16 protein-coding genes and 1 pseudogene are annotated in these 20,773 nt (G+C 65.6%); 10 read left to right on the top strand and 7 right to left on the bottom strand.

What is annotated here, in order from left to right; all coding sequences use genetic code 11:
- Positions 1–25: 25 nt before the first annotated feature.
- Positions 26–1,699, bottom strand: a complete 1,674-nt coding sequence (locus VF522_RS11700) for a ShlB/FhaC/HecB family hemolysin secretion/activation protein (protein WP_330908435.1) — start codon at positions 1,697–1,699, stop codon at positions 26–28.
- A gap of 245 nt (positions 1,700–1,944) precedes the next feature.
- On the opposite strand from VF522_RS11700, the gene VF522_RS11695 reads away from it, so the two are divergent.
- The 3 genes from VF522_RS11695 to upp are packed head-to-tail and all read left to right on the top strand — an operon-like array spanning position 1,945 to position 5,108.
- Complete coding sequence (locus VF522_RS11695; protein ID WP_330908434.1) at positions 1,945–3,192, top strand: GTP cyclohydrolase II; 1,248 nt, start codon at positions 1,945–1,947, stop codon at positions 3,190–3,192.
- The gene (locus VF522_RS11690; RefSeq protein ID WP_330908433.1) at positions 3,189–4,457 is read left to right on the top strand and encodes a URC4/urg3 family protein; all 1,269 of its coding nucleotides are present in this window, start codon (positions 3,189–3,191) and stop codon (positions 4,455–4,457) included. Before VF522_RS11695 ends, VF522_RS11690 begins: the two co-directional genes overlap by 4 nt.
- Positions 4,458–4,469: 12 nt before the next feature.
- Positions 4,470–5,108, top strand: coding sequence for a uracil phosphoribosyltransferase (gene upp / locus VF522_RS11685; protein WP_330908432.1), 639 nt, complete (start codon positions 4,470–4,472; stop codon positions 5,106–5,108).
- Positions 5,109–5,222: 114 nt separating this feature from the next.
- Here upp and VF522_RS11680 read toward each other — a convergent pair whose 3' ends face one another.
- The gene (locus VF522_RS11680) at positions 5,223–5,600 is read right to left on the bottom strand and encodes a nuclear transport factor 2 family protein (RefSeq protein WP_330908431.1); all 378 of its coding nucleotides are present in this window, start codon (positions 5,598–5,600) and stop codon (positions 5,223–5,225) included.
- 103 nt (positions 5,601–5,703) lie between these two features.
- On the opposite strand from VF522_RS11680, the gene VF522_RS11675 reads away from it, so the two are divergent.
- From VF522_RS11675 to VF522_RS11665, 3 genes are all read left to right on the top strand, one after another.
- A complete protein-coding gene (locus VF522_RS11675) occupies positions 5,704–6,999 on the top strand; it encodes an amidohydrolase family protein (RefSeq protein ID WP_330908430.1) in 1,296 nt (431 codons plus the stop codon).
- A gap of 696 nt (positions 7,000–7,695) precedes the next feature.
- The gene (locus VF522_RS11670) at positions 7,696–9,465 is read left to right on the top strand and encodes a hypothetical protein (protein WP_330908429.1); all 1,770 of its coding nucleotides are present in this window, start codon (positions 7,696–7,698) and stop codon (positions 9,463–9,465) included.
- Positions 9,466–9,550: 85 nt separating this feature from the next.
- Complete coding sequence (locus VF522_RS11665; protein WP_330908428.1) at positions 9,551–10,333, top strand: nucleotide-binding protein; 783 nt, start codon at positions 9,551–9,553, stop codon at positions 10,331–10,333.
- A gap of 170 nt (positions 10,334–10,503) precedes the next feature.
- On the opposite strand, the pseudogene VF522_RS11660 reads toward VF522_RS11665, so the two are convergent.
- The 4 genes and pseudogenes from VF522_RS11660 to VF522_RS11645 form a co-directional block, all read right to left on the bottom strand.
- Positions 10,504–11,106, bottom strand: a pseudogene (locus VF522_RS11660) (IS256 family transposase); the annotation flags it as partial.
- Between the two features lie 46 nt (positions 11,107–11,152).
- Positions 11,153–12,205 (bottom strand): restriction endonuclease, encoded by a 1,053-nt coding sequence (locus VF522_RS11655; protein ID WP_330908427.1) that lies wholly within the window; start codon positions 12,203–12,205, stop codon positions 11,153–11,155.
- A 147-nt stretch (positions 12,206–12,352) separates the two neighbouring features.
- Entirely contained in the window at positions 12,353–14,122 is a 1,770-nt protein-coding gene (locus tag VF522_RS11650) for a DEAD/DEAH box helicase (RefSeq protein WP_330908442.1), read from the bottom strand.
- Positions 14,123–14,257: 135 nt separating this feature from the next.
- Positions 14,258–14,899: a hypothetical protein gene (locus VF522_RS11645; RefSeq protein WP_330908426.1), complete on the bottom strand. Its 642-nt coding sequence runs from the start codon at positions 14,897–14,899 to the stop codon at positions 14,258–14,260.
- Positions 14,900–15,154: 255 nt separating this feature from the next.
- Here VF522_RS11645 and VF522_RS11640 point away from each other — a divergent pair, with 255 nt between their 5' ends.
- Positions 15,155–15,913 carry an HAD family hydrolase gene (locus VF522_RS11640; protein ID WP_330908425.1) on the top strand — a complete coding sequence of 253 codons (759 nt, stop codon included), beginning with the start codon at positions 15,155–15,157 and terminating at the stop codon, positions 15,911–15,913.
- A gap of 57 nt (positions 15,914–15,970) precedes the next feature.
- Here VF522_RS11640 and VF522_RS11635 read toward each other — a convergent pair whose 3' ends face one another.
- Positions 15,971–16,870: a 2-dehydropantoate 2-reductase gene (locus VF522_RS11635; protein WP_330908441.1), complete on the bottom strand. Its 900-nt coding sequence runs from the start codon at positions 16,868–16,870 to the stop codon at positions 15,971–15,973.
- A gap of 122 nt (positions 16,871–16,992) precedes the next feature.
- Here VF522_RS11635 and VF522_RS11630 point away from each other — a divergent pair, with 122 nt between their 5' ends.
- The 3 genes from VF522_RS11630 to VF522_RS11620 all read left to right on the top strand — a co-directional run bounded on the left by VF522_RS11630 (position 16,993) and on the right by VF522_RS11620 (position 20,773).
- Positions 16,993–18,006 (top strand): phosphotransferase family protein, encoded by a 1,014-nt coding sequence (locus VF522_RS11630; RefSeq protein ID WP_330908424.1) that lies wholly within the window; start codon positions 16,993–16,995, stop codon positions 18,004–18,006.
- Complete coding sequence (gene eno / locus VF522_RS11625; protein ID WP_330908423.1) at positions 18,003–19,280, top strand: phosphopyruvate hydratase; 1,278 nt, start codon at positions 18,003–18,005, stop codon at positions 19,278–19,280. Before VF522_RS11630 ends, eno begins: the two co-directional genes overlap by 4 nt.
- 71 nt (positions 19,281–19,351) lie before the next feature.
- Positions 19,352–20,773 carry a cytochrome P450 gene (locus VF522_RS11620; RefSeq protein WP_330908422.1) on the top strand — a complete coding sequence of 474 codons (1,422 nt, stop codon included), beginning with the start codon at positions 19,352–19,354 and terminating at the stop codon, positions 20,771–20,773.

Here is a 20,773-nt window from a genome sequence, read left to right as displayed (position 1 = left end):
ATTCCTTTTTTTCTGGAGCGCGGCCTTACAGCCACTTCTGCACGGACAACCAGATGCGCGGGCGGCGGTCCGGGTCGCTCACCGGCTTGTCGCCCGTGGTGCGCCAGGCGAGCTGCAGGTTCGCGAGCCAGTTGCCCCAGCTGCCGGCCGTCACGCCGAAGCCGGCGGAAGCCAGCGTCTGCGACGAAGCGCCCGGGAACGGCGCGCCGTCCTCGTGGAATTTCACGTGGCCCCAGTCGTAGAACACGCCCGCGGACAGCGGCACGGAGCCGAGCGGCGCGAACTGGTGGCGATACTCCAGTTGCACGAGGCCGCCGGTGTCGCCGACGCCCTCGCCCACCGGATAGCCACGCACACCGGCCGGGCCGCCGAGCGACATCTGCTCGGCCGAGGTGAGGTTGCGCGAAGCCACCTGCCCCTGCACGTTGAACAGCACGCGATCCGATGCGCTGAAGTAAGTGGTGCGCTGGAACTCCAGGTTCAGCTTGCGGAACGAGCCGGCCGTCTTGAGGCCGGACGCGCCCTGGTCCAGCGCCAGGTCTTCCGCGTCCATCTTCAGCCGCCCTTGCGTGAACGAGAGCGCGTAGCTGCTGAAGGAATTGCCGCCGACGCCGTCGACGAAGTTGCCCAGCGTGCTCAGGCGAACGGAATCGACTTGCCGGTCCGTGCGGCTCACGGGCGTGGCGGTGCGATCCGTCAGGTCCTTGCGCTCCAGCGCAATGGAGCCGAACAGGTTGTACGCACGCGAGCGGATGAAGGGTTGCGTCGCGTTGAGCGCGTAGACCTCGGCCTCGCCCGTCGCGCCCAGCGGCGCGAACTGCTTGCCCAGGCGGTACTCGGTGCGCGCCACCTGCGCGCCCAGGCGCGTGGCCCAGGGACCGACGACGCTGGTGTACCCGAGCCGGAACAGGTTGCTGTCCGAGCGATCCGCCAGCTGCGCACGCGCCGACAGCACGTCGCCGTGTCCCGCGAGGTTCAGCGCCTCCGCTTCGACGTAGCCGCGGATCTCGCCCGCGGCGCGCGGTCCGTAGTTGTCGACACCCAGCAATGCGCCGAAGCGAGGGCCGGTCGGCTTCACCACGACCACCACGTCCGCCTCACCGGGGTGCGCGCCAGGCTGCACGTCCGCCACCGCGGCGAACCCAGCCAGGTCACGCAGCAGCAGGATCGGCTTTTCCAGCAGGTACTCGTTGATCAGCGCGCCGGCCGGCAGGCTGTTCTGCACGATGCCGTCGGCCAGCGCCAGCGAGGGCCCCGCGCCTTCGACACGCACGCTGGCCTTGCCCACGCGCGCCTCGAGCACCTGGATCGTCACCGTGCCCCCGCTCGCCGCGAACTGCTGCTGCGGCAGGTAGGCCTCGGTGAGGACGTAGCCACGGTCGCGGTAGTACTGGCGTACGGCCGCTGCCGCCTGCAGCAATCCGCCCATGTCTACGCGGTTGCCAACGAAGGGCGCGAGCACCGCCTGCAACTGCGCCTCGCTGAAGACCGTGTTGCCCTGCACGCGGAAGGCGGCGGGCGTCAGCGAGACGGAGCGGTCGAAGGTCGCGGCCGCCGCCGGATCCGGCACCACGACGGCCGGTGCGCCACCGGCTCGCGGCAGCGCGGGGATCTGGCGGGGTGTTTCGAGCACCGTGCCCGCATCGGGACGGGTGGACTGCGCGAAAACGGGAGACACGATGAAACCCAGGGCGGCCATTGCGGCCGCCCACGTCGTTGTTCTTTGCACTGCCACTCCGTTGTTGTCTTTTAGCCGGCTGTACTTTTACAGTCAGAAACAGTTGTGTCAATCACCTTAGGAGTGGACTGTTACATTCGGCCTACGGATTCAGTACGAATAAGGTTTGCGCGTACCCCGGGGGACCGGAACGCGCGCCCGCCCAGGATCGACCACCGATCGGCCCACGCTTTGCTAGAGTGGCCCTTTGGGCTGGACGAAACACGATGGCCGCTGATCCTTCCGCTCCCCGCCACATCCGGCTGACCTCCCATGCCGGCGGGCAGGGCGCGCTGCCGATCCAGTGGGGCGCGCGGACGCCCGACGCACGCGGGCCGATCGTGGGCACGACCCTCCAGCGCGGCCACCGCAACGTGATCGGCACGCACAGCGGCTCGTATAGCGTCTACCGCGCGCTGGCCGTCGCGGCCGGGGCGCTGGCCCGCGACCACAAGGCGGACCTCACCAACACCGCACCCACCGACGAGATCGGGCCGTATCCGCAGTGGAGCGACCCGGAGAAGATCGTCAGCCTCGATCCGTGGGGCGCCACCGTTGCCTCCGTGTTCGCCGACGAGCTTGCCGAGGGCTACGACATCCGTCCGACCATCGCGGTGACCAAGGCGCACGTGATCCTGCCGGAGGTGATCGAGGGCCTGCAAAAGGGCCGCCTGAAACCGGACGGCCAATTCCTGCTCGAAGGCGGTGCTGCCTGCGTTACCAAGGCCGCGATCGAGCCGGTGTGGTGGCTGCCCGGCGTGGCGAAGCGCTTCGGCTGTTCCGAATCGGACCTGCGCCGCGTGCTGTTCGAGGAAACCGGCGGCATGTACCCCGAACTCGTCACGCGCAGCGACCTCGAAGTGTTCCTGCCCCCGATCGGCGGGCAGACGGTCTACATCTTCGGCAACCCGCGCGACCTCGCCAATCCAGACGTCGAACTCACCGCCCGCGTGCACGACGAGTGCAATGGCTCCGACGTGTTCGGCTCCGACATCTGCACCTGCCGCCCTTACCTCACGCACGCGATCGAGGAATGCATCCAGGGCGCGCAGCGCGGCGGCGTCGGGCTCGTCGCCTATTCGCGCAAGGAAGGCCGCGCGCTCGGCGAGGTGACCAAGTTCCTGGTCTACAACGCGCGCAAGCGCCAGATCGGCGGCGACACCGCCGACCAATATTTCGCCCGCACCGAATGCGTGGCCGGCGTGCAGGACATGCGCTTCCAGGAACTGATGCCCGACGTGCTGCACTGGCTGGGCGTCAGGAAGATCCACCGCCTCGTCTCCATGAGCAACATGAAGTACGACGCCATCACCGGCTCGGGCATCGAGGTCGTCGAGCGTGTCGACATCCCGGCGGGCCTGATTCCCGCGGATGCGCAAGTCGAGATGGAAGCCAAGAAAGCCGCGGGCTACTTCACGCCGGACGCGGTGCCGGACGCCCAGGCACTCAAGCAAACCAAGGGCAGAGGCCTATGACCGAAGCGCACAACGTCCTCGGCAACGTGGAGGCCGAGGAAGCGGCAGCCATCCTGCGTTCCACCCGCGCGGTGCGCGACCGCAGCCGGCAACTGCTGGATCGCGCCCGCGCCGGCGACTCGAAATGGTTCGAAGTCGACGACGGCGCACTCGACACCGCGGCGCGCACCGTCGCCGACGTCACGAAGAAACGCTATCCCAAGGGCCACATCCCGCTGCACAGCCGCTGGCGCCACCTGGAAGCCGGCGGCGTCGACCGCAAGGCCGAACTCGAGCGCCTGCTCGGCAAGGTGCCCAGGGCGGTGCTCGGCGAAGTGCTGTTCGACCTGACCTTCGTGAGCGTGCTGCTCGACGCGGGTGCCGGCCCCGACTGGAGCTACGTCGAACCCGCGACCGGCCAGACCTTCACGCGTTCCGAAGGATTGGGTGTCGCGAGCTTCCACGCCTTCACCGCCGGCCTGTTCTCGAGCAACAAGAACCATCCCTGCCAGGTGGACGCCGACGGCCTGCGGGGCCTCGCCACCGACCACCTTGCCTCGGCCTTCCAGGTGCGCGACAACAATCCGCTGGTGGGCATCGAAGGCCGCGCCATCCTGCTGCGGCGCCTGGGCGAAGCGATGCAGGAGCAGCCCGAGGTGTTCGGCTACGAGGTGCCGAGGCCGTCGGGCATCTATGCGCAGATCATGTCGCCGGCGCCGGACGTGCCGCCCACCGCGGACGTGTCGGCGCACGACATCCTGTCGCAGATCCTGATCTCCTGCTCCGGCATCTGGCCGGCCGGCAACGCCATCGGCGGTATCCCGCTGGGCGACTGCTGGCGCCACGAAGCGGTGCGCGGCGAAGGCCTCACCGACGGCTGGGTGCCCTTCCACAAGCTCTCGCAGTGGCTCACCTATTCGCTGCTGGAGCCCTTCGCCTGGTCGGGCGTGCAGGTGCGCGGGCTCGATGCGCTGACCGCCCTGCCCGAATACCGCAACGGCGGCCTGCTGATCGACAGCGGCGTGCTGCGCCTGCGCGACGAATCGTCCGTGCGCCAGACCTGGAAGCCGGGCGACGAGATCATCGTGGAGTGGCGCGCGATGACGGTCGCGCTGATGGACGAAGTGGCCGAGCGGGTGCGGCACCTGCTGCACCTCGACGCGCAGCGCATGCCGCTCGCCTGCGTGCTGGAAGGCGGCACCTGGGCCGCCGGCCGCGAGCTGGCGCAGCAGCGCCGCAAGGGTCTTCCCCCCCTGCAAGTGGCCAGCGACGGCACCGTCTTCTAGGACAATCCTTTCATGGCAAGCAACAACAACGTCCACGTCATCGACCATCCGCTAGTGCAGCACAAGCTGTCGCTGATGCGGAACAAGGAGGCCAGCACCAACAGCTTCCGCCGCCTGCTCAACGAGCTCGCCATGCTCATGACCTACGAGGTCACGCGCGACGTGCCGATGCACGAGGTCGAGGTGCACACGCCGCTGGAGACCACCAGGACCAAGGTCATCGACGGCAAGAAGCTGGTGTTCGTGTCGATCCTGCGCGCGGGCACCGGCATCCTGGACGGCATGCTGAACGTGGTGCCGGGCGCGCGCGTGGGCCACATCGGCCTGTACCGCGACCCGAAGACGCTGATGGCCGTGGAGTACTACTTCAAGATGCCGCAGAACATGGAGGAGCGCGACATCATCGTCGTCGACCCCATGCTCGCCACCGGCAACTCCGCGATCGCCGCGGTGGAGCGCCTGAAGGAGCTCAGTCCCAAGTCGATCAAGTTCGTGTGCCTGCTCACCTGCCCCGAAGGCGTGGCCGCGATGCAGAAGGCCCACCCGGACGTGCCGATCTACACGGCGGCGATCGACCGGCAGCTGAACGATCATGGGTACATCCTGCCCGGCCTCGGCGACGCGGGCGACCGGATGTTCGGGACGAAGTAGGTCCCACCTCGTCATTCCCGCGAAGGCGGGAACCCAGGGCATCCAATGCACTCGCGACGCCCTGGATCTCCGCCTACGCGGGGATGACGACAAGAGGGACGCCACGCCCCGTGGCTAGGGCCGCGCCGCCGGCTGCGCGCCGAAGAATCCGACGACGCGCGCAATGCGCCCATCCACGTCGAGATCGACCAGGTCCACCCCTTCCAGCACCGCGGCTCCCTTCCCATCCAGCAACCGCCAGCCGTAACGCAGCGACTGGTGGTGCGCATCGATCGCCGTGCTGCGCTCGAAGCGGTGCCCCGGGAACTGCGACTGCAGCGTCGCCGCCAGATCGCTGATGCCCTGGTGGCCGCGGGCCTCCATCGGCGGATCGACGAGGCGGCCTTCCGGGTGCCATCCTTCCCGGATCGCGGCCAGGCGCCGGCCGGCATCGGCGTCGCAGTAGGCGGCCAGCCAGGTGTCGACGAGGGTTTCGAGGGCGGGGACGTTCATCGCTAGCTCCTTTCGTGGGTCGGTGGAGTCATTCTTCGCGGCGACGCACGCACTGGCGATTACGTGGCACGTCATGGCGCCACCACAGCGCTATCCTCCGCAAATGCTCGACCTCCTCGTCACCAACGCCAGCCTGCCCGATGGCCGCACCGGCATGTCCGTCGCCGTGCAGGACGGCCGCATCGCCGAAGTCACGCCCGGTCTCGTCGCGCCCGCGCGCGAAACCGTGGACGCCGGCGGCTACCTGCTCTCGCCGCCCTTCTGCGATCCGCACTTCCACATGGACGCGACGCTCAGCTACGGCCTGCCGCGCGTCAACGAGAGCGGCACGCTGCTGGAAGGCATCGCGCTGTGGGGCGAGCTCAAGCCGCTGCTGAACGCGGAGGACATGATCGAGCGCGCCCTGACCTACTGCGACTGGGCGGTCGCGCGCGGCCTGCTCGCCATCCGCAGCCACGTGGACACCAGCGACCCGAGCATGCTGCCGGTGGAAGCGATGCTGGAGGTGAAGAAGCGCGTGGCGTCGTACATCGACCTGCAGCTGGTCGCCTTCCCGCAGGACGGCGTGCTGCGCACCCAGGGCGGCGTGGACAACCTGAAACGCGCGCTGGACCTCGGCGTCGACATCGTCGGCGGCATCCCGCACTTCGAGCGCACCATGGGCGAAGGCGCGGCCAGCGTGAAGCTGCTGTGCGAGCTCGCCGCCGAGCGCGGCAAGCTGGTGGACATGCACTGCGACGAAACCGACGACCCGCTGTCACGCCACATCGAGACGCTCGCCTTCGAGACGCAGCGCCTGGGCCTGCAGGGCCGCGTGAACGGCTCGCACTGCACCTCCATGCACAGCATGGACAACTACTACGTGAGCAAGCTGCTGCCGCTGATCGCGGAAAGCGGCGTGAGCGTGGTGGCCAATCCGCTGATCAACATCACGCTGCAGGGACGGCACGACACCTATCCCAAGCGGCGCGGCATGACGCGCGTGCCGGAGCTGATGGCAGCGGGCGTGAACGTCGCCTTCGGGCATGACTGCGTGATGGATCCCTGGTACGGGATGGGGTCAGCGGACATGCTGGAGGTGGCGCACATGGGACTGCATGTGGCGCAGATGACCAGCCAGAAGGGGATCAGGGCCTGCTTCGATGCGGTGACGGTGAATGCGGCGAAGGTGATGCACCTGGAGGGCTATGGAATCGAGCCGGGGTGCGATGCGAGTTTTGTGTTGTTGCAGGCTCGGGATGTGGTGGAAGCGATTCGGTTGAGGGCGAATAGGTTGCGCGTATGGCGGAAGGGGCGGCAACTTGCAGAGTCGCCTAAGGCGATGGCGAAGCTTGCGCTCGGCAATGACCGGCCGCAAGAAGTTTCGCCCGGTCTATTTGCTGAGAAGCCATCGGGCTGACCATCGGCCTGCGCTCAGTCATGGCTGCCTTTGGCCGGGGAGCGGACTTCCGCTCGGTTGCAACTGGGGCAGCAACGCCCCTGGCTACCGCTTCTAACGGCCGGCAAGAGCGACTGCTTTGCAGCGGAAGCGGTCTTCCAGTTACGCAGATGCGAATGTCGCCAACTGCGCCCTCTTCGGCCATTCGGTGACCTACGCGCGGCCAGTACTCATCTAGTCGCGACCTTCGGGCGTTCGCCCAATACTGGGCTCGGCGATGCAACCGCACGATTCTTCGGCGGCTGTATCCCAGCAGTTCTCGATCAAAAACTAGCTTTCCCTTGACGGAGGCCGTTCTGAGGGGCATTCCTCTCGTGCCTCTCCTCGCCCCTCCGTCAATGGCCGATTTGGACACGGCTCCGGGCGCGAACTCGCCGCGCTCGCGGGCGCAGGGAGCCTGCGGCGGCAGGCCTACGACGTGCTCAGAGCCGCGCGGAGGACGGCGGGAGCCTCGGGTAAGGGCCGTGGCTTGTACACCCAGCACACGACCAGCCGCACAGAATCCGCCAGGACCACAACCTGCGATCCGGAGCAACGTGGAGCATATCGCCAAGGAGCGGCGGCGGCACCGTCCTCCTACAGGTGGATTTCGCCCGCCCAGCCGTACGGCAGAATGCGGACACGTTCTGCAACGCCTCGACAAGGCCAAGACCGACTATGAATGAAGAGTGGATTCTTCAAAAGAAAGAAACGCGCCGCCCCTTTTCTACCGCAACGTGGGTTCCGTTGAGGGCATCCGTCACTGACGAGAAGGGTGACGTTGAAGAAGTAGGCTTCGTCGGCGACGTTTTTGCCTGTGGATCGGTCGCGTTCCCACCCGAGCACCGGGAGTTGGTTGAGGAGCGCTTAGGCTGGAGTGATATCGGAACAGGCCATGACGTGGCGCCGTACGCTTACAAGGACGGCTACTACGCAACCATCGATCAATATCAGTACAACGATAAACAACCAATTGGCGTCAACCTCGTTTTCGAGCACCCTCAGCCGGTTGTTGGCGGAAGACTATGGATATTGCATCCTGATTTGGTTGTTGCCCTCCGCCTGATAAAGGAAGGAACGGAATGGGTAAGACCAGAAGAAAATTTCGTTGTGGTGGCACGCGAGATTCTTGATGCGAGAGGTCGCCACCGCCTGATCGAGATCAAACGGGAATTTCTTCTTGACTACCTAGCCGCAAGGAATCTTTCGCTGCGTCTCTCTTCTTACCGTCAAAGAGTGGAGAACGTATCTTCACTTGAAGGTAGCGAGTACGGAAATCTGAAAGAGCATGAAGAGGAGCGCGATGGCGGGCGATATCAACTCCTGGTTCGAAGTCTGAACGATGTTTTTGGTGGAGGCTGGGCAATGATGCGAGTCTCTCGGACGGACGTTGACGAAGACCAAGACGCTCCAGTGATGGGCCCGGAAACCGATGCCAACACCGAGTTGGAAAGCTCGCAAGGCCATCGCAGTGGCTACGAAGGTGTTCGGGTCGAGGGCGAATTTTGGCGAGACGAGTGGATTGACCATCAGTCGCAAAGCATCCGGGTCCGTGGAGATGCAGACACGAACTTGCCCCAATTCATCGTGGAGACTGACGGGAAGCGCATGGCATCCGCCGATTTGACCGATGAGGACATTGGGCGATGGCTGTGGTTCCGCTCAAGCGTGGTGAATGAACTCCTAGGCAATCGAGGCTTTTCGCTCGATTGGTACTCAGCACAGACTGGCGGCATTCTCTCAACATCGGGTCTCAAGACCCATTTCGGAATCAATTCATCCGACTTGATTACCGTCTATGCCTCCGATATCGCCCGCCTCGAACCCTGGGAACAGCGCATTTGGGCAGCCCACAATGTTGTACCGGAAGGCGGCGTTTCGAGTGAGTTGCTGGCTTCCCAAGTCAAGGCCCAGCCGGCGTCCACCCATTCCGTTGAATCTAAGCTGTTCGATTCCATGCGGATGCTAGAAGCGGGCTTCAGGAAGACGCACGGAATCTCGCTGTTCACTCACGATATCGATGATGAGGCCGTCATGCAGCATGTCACAAGATTTGTCAGTAGGGATCAAGCTTCGTTGCTACGGCTGGCGAAAGAACTTGTCCGGGCGTTCTCCGACCGGCTCAATGTTCGCGAGCTTCGCAAGCTGGCGGTGCATGACGACAAAGAAAAGCTTGGGTCGAATAAGCTGCTGCAGGACGTCTTAGCGCAAAAGGTGGGGGCCGAGAAGGCTCGCCGCGTGTTTGCGGAAATTGCTGGCACCTACGATATGCGCCTCGGCGATGCTCATCCGACTGGATCAAAAGTTACCGACGCCATTAAGCTGGCTGGAATTGACCAAAACCTTTCATACATGAAGCAAGGCGAGCAACTAATTCACAACTTTGGGCGCGCCGTCTGGTTCACAGGCAAATTTCTGTTTGAGCAGCCGGCAGGCCCAAAACCCTAGGCCAATCCATCAAGAACTAGATTTTCAGCGGCAATGCACTATGAGCCTAGAGTTTCTTCGCACCCCTTTTGAGAAAGCCAACTACTTGGCCACGCTGCTTGGCTCTCAAGCGAGCGGCGGCGCGGCGGACCCGAAGGAGTACGACCTGCTCAGGAAGGAGCTTCTATCCATGCCTGAGATTGAGCACCTTGTGCCTTCATTCGTCCGAACCTGCCGCGACTTGAATTCCTTCTGGAGCTTTATCCAGCCCAAATTCAAGACGTACAAGGAACGCCGCACCTACATCTCTGAGCAGTTCACGGGGCTGCTGGACTTCTTGGAGTTCGGGAAGTCGCCGAGCGCTCCTGTTGCCGCTCCGCCCAGATTCGTCGCGATGTCCCTTTCTGCTGCTGCGTCCGCGCCGGTCGTCGCGCCTCCGGTCATCCGAAACAAACGCAAAGTCTTCATCGTGCATGGACGCGACAACGAAGCAAAGCAGGAAGTGGCGCGCTTTGTTTCGGACCTTGGACTTGTGCCGATCATCCTGCACGAGCAGGCCAGTTCAGGCATGACCATCATTGAGAAGATCGAGCGCTACGCCAACGATGCGGATTTCGCCCTCGTCCTTTACACCGCATGCGACCATGGGCGCGGCGCGCATGAGAGGAATGTTCACCCGAAGAACCGTGCGCGGCAGAACGTGGTGTTCGAACACGGCTATTTGATGGCGAAGCTCAGCCGCAAGAACGTGTGCGCGCTTGTAAAGGGCGAGATAGAAACACCGAACGACATCAGCGGCGTCGTGTACGTTGCGCTCGATGGCTTCGGCGGCTGGAAGACCGAAGTGGCGAAGGAATTGAAGGCCTGCGGCTACGTCGTTCGGGATTGATCTAGCCGCGCGGCCAATCAGCGTACGTTGCGCTCGTCGCAACGGCTGGATTTCCATCCGCAACGGTGGGGATGTCCGAATTTTTGTGTGAGGACCACTGAGACTTGTCCACGGCGGCGGGCGTCGCTTGCGACGAACGCACGACGCGGTGGGCAAGTCGGCGCCACATCTTAAGTGGCCGCCCTGATGAAGCGATCTTCGTACAGGATCGCAAACTGGTTCATCGCCTCCTTCCATTCCTTGGCCGCCCGGCCCCAGTCGGCCGTGATGTTCTGCAGCGCCAGCCAGATCAGCTTGGTGGCCGCATCGTCGCTGGGGAAGTGCCCGCGGCTCTTGATGATCTTGCGCAGCTTGGCATGGATGCTCTCGATGGCGTTGGTCGTGTAGATCACGCGGCGGATCGACGGCGGGAAGGCGAAGAACGGAATGACGTGGCTCCAGGCGCGCCGCCAGGCTGCGGCGACGGTCGGGAACTTCTGGCCCCAAGGGCCCTGTTCGAACGCATCGAGCTCGGCCTGCGCGGCTTCGGTAGTGGCTGCCGTGTAGATCGGCCGCAGGGCCGCTGCCAGGGCCTTGCGGTCCTTCCAGCTGGCAAAGTCCAGACTGTTGCGGATCAGGTGCACGATGCACGTCTGCAGCGTCGTGGCAGGGAACACCGCCCCCAACGCTTCCGGCATGCCCTTGAGGCCATCGGTGACGGCAATCAGGATGTCGCCCACCCCGCGCGTCTTCAGGTCGTTGAACACCTTCATCCAGAACTTGGCGCCTTCGGTGGCTCCCTCAACGCAGTCGGTCCGGTCGATGAGACGGCGAGTCTCGTTAAGACAGAGTCGTTCCGTTTTTTGTCACTGCAACTGGCTTTCCATATGGGAGTTCTGCAAACCTATCGAACTGCTGAAAACCGGCAAGCCAAACTGAAATGAGCGTTCCGTTTCGCACTATCTCGCCGTCATCTACAGGGGTAGGTAACTTCAATTCATGGAGCAGCGTCTGACCCTGTTCAATCCGTCGCGACGCTCCGACCGTTGTCTTCGTCACACAGTTCTCGATCGCGAGTGCGAACGTGAAATTGCTGGATCTATCTATGTGAATCCTCGATTGTGTGATCAGAACACCAATGTCAAACTCGATGCGAGGCAAGAACAGTACTCCTCCATGAAGGTGGAGTTCCATCGGCTGCTCGGGTGAGACGTTGACTTTCATTCGAATCAATAGCTCCCCTTCGAGCGTCCCGTCCGGGAACCTAATCGTTTGAGGAGAGAAGACGCGCCTACTGGACTCAGCTGCAATTCGCGAGATGTAAGTTTCAAGCGTTCGCTCGGGTTCGCCTACCTTCACGAACGGTGTCTGAGAGTCGGTTTTCGGATCTCCAAGCCTCAATGAAAGGTTCATGTTGTCCGGCTGAATTCCAGGAAAACTGAAAGCGCCGGGTAGGGTTGGCATTGAAAGAGCAACTGTTCCTATCTGGAGGGTGAGATCAACGACTCTTCCAGGCATGCCCCATTCTTCATCTGAAAGTTCTCGGACCTTGAACAGTTCGATTGACTCGTGGCTTGCTTGGGAAACCGCACCTGTTTGGAATCCCTTGGTTGTGAAGATGACGCCTTTAGCTGCACCGAGTTCACGAACGGTCGTCGCGAGAGCATCGACGTGAAGCCTCTCCACCGGCTTTTTCCAGTACTTGCACTCGACTATCACCAGATGCTCGTAAAGTCCTTGGCGATGTCTCAGTAGAACATCGACTTGTCGAGTCGCTCCCGAGCGACCTTCCAACGTCACGTTGCGCTCGACCGTCACGTCTCCAGTTTCATGGAGAGCAGCGATCAATTTCTCGAATCCGCCCCAGTCCTTTACAAGATCTTCGATATCCATTGCTTCAAAATCTCACCTCGAAGGCATGATGATCTGTGAAGTCTCCTCAGACCGCTAGCAATCTTCCTGAGACTCTCCGGACTCATCTACCCGGCTGACTGCGTTGAAATGGCAGGACCTGAGCCGCCCAAGCTCACTAGGAACTCTCTACTTTCCAGGTGCAAGCGCGCTCCCAAATTCCCCCTCCCCACTCACCGTCACCACCAACCTCTGCGTCGCCCTCGTCGCCGCCACAGAAAACAACCTCGCCTCATCCCCCACCTCCGCCCAAACCGCCGGCCTCTGCCCCACCCCCGGCACCGCCACCACGGGAAACTCCAGCCCCTTGCTCGCATGCATCGTCATCACCTTGACGCTGTTCGCGAGCGGCTTGAAGTCCCCCGACTTCTCTCGCACCTGGTACGGCAGCCCGCGCGCATCTAGCGCCTTGGCGCACTCGAACATCACCGCGTAGCGGCGGCAGATGATCGCCATGTCGCCCCACGCATGCCCTTCCTGGTGCGCCGCAGCCAGCAGATCAGCGATCTTGAAAGCCTCCTCCCGCAGGCTCGGAAGCCGCACGATCATCGGCGCCGGCCCTTCCCGCCCGCAGCTCACCGGCTGCACGAGCGGCGTCCCGTCCTCGTCCTGCGCATCCGGCTGCAGGAACTCCGCTGCCACGAGGTTCGCCGTCTGCAGGATCTGGCGCGTGTTGCGGTAGTTGATCTTCAGGATGGTCGTGCGGCCCGCGGCCTGGATGCCCACGCTCTTGAAGCTGAACTTGCGGGCGCGGGTCTTGCCGTAGATGTTCTGCGCGCTGTCGTACAGCACCAGCAGGCTGTCGGTCTCCGGGTCCACCATCTGCGTGACCAGCTTGAACCACTCCGGCTTGAAGTCGTGGCCCTCGTCGATCAGGATGGACTGGTATTGGCCGGCGGGGATCTGCTGACGCTCGACGCCGCGGATCACGTTGTCCACCATGCGCTCGAAGACGTCGCCGCCCTGCCCCTGCGGAATCGGCTGGCCGAAGGCCTTGAGCTGCTGGCGGCACCACTTGTGGAAGTTGCGGGCATGCACGCGGTCGGCGATGCCCTTGGCCTGGAACATCGCATCGAGCTTCACCGCCAGCGGCTCGTTGTAGCAAAGCACGAGGATCGGCTTGGCGGACGGCAGCTTCGCCAGGTGTTCGGCGCGGTAGCCGAGGATCATCGTCTTGCCCGAGCCGGCCACGCCGTGGATCACGCGATGGCCGTCGCCCAGGCTGCGCGCCAGCTGCTCCTGCTGAAGGTCCATCACCCGCATGAGGTCCGGCAGGTCGTCGCTGGCGTCGTCGAACAGGCCGCTTTGCTCCGGCACGCGCACTTCGGGGAACAGGATCCAGCGCACGCGATCGAGCTGCGGCAGCGACATCGCCTGGCTGCCGAAGGCATGCGGGAACATCTCCCACAGCCGCTGCTGGAAAGCCTCGGCGTCCACGCTTTCCAGCATTTCGTCCTTGCAGATCACGAGGTGCGGCGCGATGGCCTCGCCCAGGCCGGCCTGCTCGAACTGCAAGCGCGTGATGTTGGTGAAGACGACGCCGTGGCCCCACGGGAAGGCCAGCTTGCCCTTGTGCGGGCCGTCGGCCTGCACCAGTTGCGGGTCGCGCTGCAGGGCATCGACCACCTGGATCGCGCAGTGCCTCGCCTGCGCGATCGGGCTCATGACAACCTTCGTCTTATCCCTATCCAGGATTTCCCAGTATTCGCGCGTTGCCTTGCGAACGGTGTCCAGTCGCCAATCCTTGGTCTCGAGGATCAGCGCGCCGCGGCGCGGATGGAGGATGACGAAGTCCGGATGCGTCTGCTTCGGCCCGACGGGCACGTCGTACCAGAGCAGGTAATCGTCATCGAGCTTCTGCTCCAGGCGCTCGACCAGGCGGCGTTCGCCGGAGGTCATGCGCGCGACGCAGCTGCCCAGCGCGGGTATGAGAGTTGCCACTGCTTGTTCTCGTCCGTTGTCTCCCCGCGCGGATCATCGACGAACACACGACTGGTGACAAGCCTCCGACCGGACGATGCGTGGCCCGCGCCTTCACTGGTGACGAATCGACTGCGACACCAACTCCGTCTCCCTCACCCCCGGCCCCGCCGCATGCTTGTCGGTCCGCGTGAGCTTCTGCTTGATGAAGACGGTGAGGTCCGAGCTGAACCACTGCACATCCTCGTTCCCGAGGTTGTCCACGGTCCGCACCCGCCACGCCTTGAAAGTACCGGCCGGCATGGTCACGTCCTCGTAGGCTTCCACGGTGATTTGCGTTTCCACGGGGATGACCTGATCGGTGGCGTGCACGGTCATCGTCACGTTGCGCGTCCAGCTCTTTCCGACCTTCAACGGCCACTGCCAGCTGGCCGCCGGCTCGAAGGTGACGACCGGCTTGTCGCCATTCACGAACGCATGGAAGGCGCCGTGCACCGGGTGGATCAGCACCGTAGGCCCGACGGTCGAATGCCATGCGCCCACGGTCTGCCCCTTCCAGTCGCGGTTCGCCTGGCGGGTCACCGTGGCTATGGAAGCGCCATTGCCGTAACTTCCGGTGTCCTGGATGGAGCGGACGAACGAGGAACCGATCACGACGGTGCTCGCCCGGTTGTTGCCCTCGGCCTCGTCGGCGAGGGCGCAAGTGGAAGCCGCGAGCGCGGCGGCGATGCAGAGAAACGGTAACGTGCGTGCCATGGGACCTCCTGTGGTCCATTCGGAAGGGCGGTGCGCTCCCTCGCGTGGCGGTCCTCTCGCCTCCTCCGTCGCCCGGGGAGGTATGGTTCAGGGTAGGTCGCGCCTGCCACGAAACAAGGTGGCGAATCGGCGCAGATGCCGCGAGGTGTTACCGCAACGGCCGAGGTGCGTCGAGGTCCCGACGGACACCTTGCACGCGCGAAACGCGGCCCCGACCGACGCGCCGCGCCTTCCCGCGCTCCTATGCTCGGCCGCATGGCCCTGGAACTCGCCCGCATCCGCGCCCTCTGCTTCGACGTCGACGGCACCATCGCCGACACCGACGACCACCTGGTCGCGCAACTCGCCGCGCTGATCGACAAGGTGCCCGGCGTGAGCGGTCGGCGCAGCGAGAAACTCGCGCGGCAGGTCGTGATGGGCATGGAGACGCCGGTGCACGGCGCCTACGCGCTGCTGGACCGCTTCGGCCTGGACACGCCGATCGACCGCCTGCGCTCGCGCATCAGGCAGGTCAGGAAGCAAGGCGCCGATCCCGAGCACACGCGCAACCCGGAGGCGATCGACGAGGTGCCGCACGAGATGATGGCGGGCGTGCAGGAGATGCTGAAGAAGCTCGCCAAGCTCTATCCGATGTGCACCATCTCCACCGGCGGCGCGCCGCGCGTGGAGCGCTTCCTGGAGCAGTACGGGGTGCGGGAGCTGTTCACGGAGGTGGTGGGGGCGCAGACCACGCGCAGGATGAAGCCGCATCCCGAGCCGCTGTTGTATGCGGCGAAGAAGATGGGGGTCGATCCGGCGGAGTGTTTGATGATCGGGGATACGACGATCGATATCCGCACCGGCGTGGCGGCGGGGGCGCAGACGGTGGGGGTGCTGTGCGGGTTCGGGATGGAGAACGAACTGGTTGCGGCGGGCGCGGGGATGATCTTGCGGACGACGTCGGATCTGCTGGCGGTGTTGAATCCGCAGGAGGACAAGTTGAAGGAGACGGCGAGTCCGGAGCCGAAGGCTTAGCTGAGTGCGGGAGCGCCCCCACCCCGGCCCTCCCCCGGAGGGGGAGGGAGGAAAACCTCAGTGGACCTGCTTTGATTCCAGCAGCTTCACCAACGCCCACAGCACACGATTCGCCGGCGTGTGGACGCCCAGCGCTTCGCCGCGGCGCACGACGTAGCCGTTCAGGTAGTCGATTTCGGTGGGCTTGCCGCGCGCGAGATCCTGGGCGGTCGACGAGTATTGGGACGGCATCGTTTCCACCAGCTTGCGGTTGGCGACGTGCGCGTCGGCCGGCATGTGGATGCCGTCGGCCTTGGCGACGGCGAGGCATTCGTCCACCACGTCGCGCATCACGTCCCAGATGCCTTCGCTTTCCACGTTCTCGCCGTACGGCCGCTGCGCGATCGCCGAGACGGCGTTGTACGCGCAGTTGAGGATCAGCTTGAGCCACAGCGCGCCGCTCACGTTCGAGGAGATCTCCGTCGGCACGCCGGCGGCGATCAGCGCCTGCGCCACGCGCTCGCTGGCTTTGGAAGGCTCGATCACCAGTTCGCCGCGGCCGTGGTGCTTCAGGTGGCCGGGGCCGGCCATCTCGGTGGCGACGTAGACGACGGCGGCGGCGACTTCGTGATCGGGCAGGACGGCACGCAGGCGGTCGGCGTTGTCGACGCCGTTCTGCAGGCACAGGAGCAGCGTATCGGATCGCAGGTAGGGCTCGAGCTGGCGGCCGGCGGACTCGGTGTCCATCGACTTGACGCAGAACAGCACGAGGTCGGCACCGCGGGCGCCCGATGCATCCGTCACGGCTTTCACGCGCACCTGTTCGTCGAAGGCCTTCGTCTCCATGCGCAGGCCCTCGCGCGTGATCGCCTCCACGTGCTGCGGCCGGGCGATGAAGGTGACTTCGTGGCCGGCGCGCGCCAGCATGCCGCCGAAATAGCAACCCACCGCCCCGGCGCCCATCACCGCCACCTTCAACCGCGCATCCGTTCCGTCCAGCTTCGCCATCGCCTGTCTCCTCGGGAACGCGTCATGCTAAACGAAGGTGCTGCAGAGCCAGCAGGTCCCTCCCATTCGGGTGAGGGACATAATGCCCGGCCATGCCCAACGTGGATCTCTCGCAGGACCCCGCCGGCTTGCGCCGCATCTTCCTGGCGCTCGGCCTGGCAAAGCCCGCCGAGGACGTGCATGCGCAGCCGCTCACGGGCGGTGTGTCCTCCGGCATCTACCGCGTGGACCTGCGCTCGGGCAGCTACTGCGTGAAGCAGGCCCTGCCGCGGCTGAAGGTCGCCAAGGAATGGCTCGTGCCGGTGGAACGCGTGTTCGCGGAGATCGGCTACCTGCGCACCGTGGAGCCCATCGTGCCGGGTCACGTCCCCCGCGTGCTCGGCGAGGACGACGCGACCAGGAGTTTCGTCATGCCGTTCCTGGGAGCGGAATACCGAAACTGGAAGTCCGACCTGCTCGCCGGCCGCGTCGACACGACCTTGGCATCGACGGTGGGCGACATTCTCGGCCGCATCCACGCCGGCACCGCGGACGACACCGCGCTCGCGGCGCGCTTCGCCAACGACGCGAACTTCCATGCGCTGCGGCTCGAACCCTACCTGGTGGAGACGGCGCGCGAGCATCCGGAGCTCGCCGGCCGCCTGCACGCCCTGGTGGACCGCACGGCCCACACCCGCCGCGTGCTGGTGCACGGCGACGTGAGCCCGAAGAACATCCTGGCCGGTCCGGCCGGCCCGGTGCTGCTCGATGCGGAATGCGCCTGGTTCGGCGATCCGGCCTTCGACGTCGCTTTCTGCCTCAACCACTTCCTGCTGAAGGCGGCGCACCTGCCGCCGCACGCTCACGCCCTGCTCGCGGCTTACCGTGGCTTCGCCGACGCTTACTGGCCGCACGTGCACTGGGAGAGCCGCGCGGCCCTGGAAGCGCGCGTCGCCACGCTGCTGCCCGGCCTGGCGCTGGCGCGCGTCGACGGCAAGTCACCGGTGGAGTACCTGTCGGAGGCCAGCCGCATCGCGGTGCGCCGCGCCGCCATCCCGCTGCTGCAGGATCCGCCCGCCACCCTGGAAGACATCGCCCGCCGCTGGGCACTGGAATTCGCCGCATGACCATCCACAGCCTCACCGCCCGCCGCATCTGGGATTCGCGCGGCCGCCCGACCGTCGAAGTGGAAGTGACGAACGAGGACGGCAGCTCCGGGATCGGCATCGCGCCCGCCGGTGCCTCGCGCGGCACACGTGAAGCCGTGGAACTGCGCGACGGCGATGCGCGCTTCGGCGGGCTCGACGTGCAGCAGGCGCTGCGCGGCATCGAGCGCGAGATCGCGCCGGCGCTGCTGGGTCGCGATGCTGCCGATCAGGCCGGCATCGATGCGACTCTCATCGCACTCGACGGCACCCCGAACAAGTCGCGCCTGGGCGGCAACGCGCTGGTCGCCACTTCGCTGGCCGTGCTGCATGCGGCGGCGGCGCAAGCCCACCAGCCGCTGTGGCGCCATCTGGCCCAGGGCCGGCCAGTTCGACTGCCGCTGCCGCAGGTGCAGATCTTCGGCGGCGGCGCGCATGCCGGACGCCGCGTCGACATCCAGGACTTCATGGTGATCGCCACCGGCGCGCGCTCCTTCGCCGAAGCCATGGAGATGACGGCCGAGGTGTATCGCGCGGCCGGCGCGCTGATGCAGGAACGCGGCGCGCTGTCCGGCGTGGCCGACGAAGGCGGCTGGTGGCCCAACTTCGCGCGCAACGAGGACGCGCTCGACACACTGGTCGCGGCCATCGAGAAAGCCGGCTACGTGCCGGGCGAGCAGGTCGCGATCGCACTCGACATCGCCGCCTCCGAATTCGGCCACGGCGGCCGCTACCGGCTCGCGCTGGAGAACCAGGAGATGGACTCCAACGCCTTCGCCGAACGGCTGCTGCGCTGGGTCGATCGCTACCCCATCGTGTCGATCGAGGACCCGCTGGCGGAAGACGACGAAGCGGGCCTCGTGGCGTTCACGCGCGCGGTGGGCCACAGGTTGCAGGTCGTGGGCGACGACTACCTCGTGACGAACGCGACGCGAGTGCGCGAAGCCGCGCGCCTGGGCGCCTGCAACTGCGTGCTCATCAAGCCCAACCAGGCCGGCACGGTGACCGAGACACTCGCCGCCTTGCGTGCCGCCCAAGAGCTCGGCTACGGCACCATCGTGTCGGCGCGTTCGGGCGAGACGGAGGACGTGGCCATCGTTCACCTCGCCACGGGCTGGAATGCCGGTCAGCTGAAAGTCGGCTCCTTTGCCCGCTCCGAGCGCATGGCCAAGTGGAACGAAGGCATCCGCCTGGAGACCCGGCCGGAAGCGCCTTCGGGTTTCGCGGGCCGCACCGCCCTCGCCCGCGGCCGCTGAGCTCTACCGTTCGGGAGAGACGGGCGAGCGGTGCTGGCGCGCAGCGCGGCACGAACGTATGCTGCGCCGTCATGCAAGCCGCGACAGCTGCGCCCCTGCGCATTTCCGACCTGCCGGGCCCGCAAGGGCTGCCGGTGCTCGGCAGCGCGCACCGCATCCAGCTGCCGCACTTCCACGAGCAGCTGGAACGGTGGCAGCAGGAATTCGGCAACATCTACCGGGTGCGCGTGTGGACGCGCGAGTTCATCGTCTTCGCCGACCCGCAGGTGGCGGCCGAAGCGCTGCGCGACCGGCCCGCCACCTTCAACCGCACCGAGCGCGTGTCCACCGCGGCCACGGAGATGGGCTTCGGCGGCCTGTTCGCTTCCAACGGCGAGAAGTGGCGGCAGCAGCGTCCGATGGTGATGGCCGCCTTCGACCCCGGCCACATCAAGCGCTACTTCCCGGCGCTGGTGCAGGTGGCGCAGCGCCTGTCGCAGCGCTGGCAGGACACGACGGAGTCCGGCCAGGACATCGAGGTGCAGCACGACCTGATGCGCTACACCGTGGACGTGATCGCCGGGCTCGCCCTGGGCACCGACATCAACACGCTGCAGGGCGACCAGGACGTGATCCAGAAGCACATGGACCAGATCCTGCCGATGCTGTTCCGGCGCACGCTGGCGCCCTTCCCCTACTGGCGCTGGTTCAAGCTGCCGGCGGATCGCCGGCTCGACGTGCACCTGGAGGCGTTCCGGTCGGCGGTGCGGGACTTCATCGCGGCGGCGCGCGAGCGCATGGCGCGCGATCCCGCGCTGCGCACCGCGCCCACCAACCTGATCGAAGCCATGATCGCCGCGCGCGACCAGCCGGGCCAGGCGCTGAACGACCAGGACGTGGCGGCCAACGTCGCGACCATGCTGCTGGCCGGCGAGGACACCACGGCGAACACGATCGCCTGGATGCTGTACCTGCTGTCGCGCCATCGCTGGGCGCTGGAGCGCGCCACCGCGGAAGTGCGCCGCGCGCTGGGCGACGACCGCGTGCCCACGCGCCTGGACCAGCTCGATGCCCTGCCCTTCCTGGAGGCTTGCGCGCACGAGACGATGCGGCTGAAGCCGGTCGCGCCGATCCTTCCGCACCAGGCCGCGCGCGACACGGTGGTGGGCGGAGTCCAGATCCCGCAGGGCACGCTGTGCATCTTCATGATGCGCACCGGCGCCACCGACCCCCGCCACTTCCCGCAGCCGGAAGCCTTCGATCCCGACCGCTGGCTGCGCGACGACGCGGCGCCCGGCAAGCGCATCTCGATGCCCTTCGGCGCCGGCCCGCGCATGTGTCCCGGCCGCTACCTCGCGTTGCTGGAGATCAAGATGGCGGCCGCCACCCTGCTCGGCGGCTTCGACCTGGCGCACGTCGCCTCGGCGGACGGCGAGCCCGTCACCGAACGGCTGGCCTTCACGATGACGCCGACGCCGCTGCGCATGCGGCTCTCACCCCGCCGCTCGGGTTGA

Source organism: Ramlibacter sp. (genome assembly GCF_036383835.1).
Taxonomy (GTDB): domain Bacteria; phylum Pseudomonadota; class Gammaproteobacteria; order Burkholderiales; family Burkholderiaceae_C; genus Ramlibacter.
The sequence above is the reverse complement of the archived record's forward strand: the minus strand, read 5'-3'. Positions and strand labels throughout refer to the sequence as shown.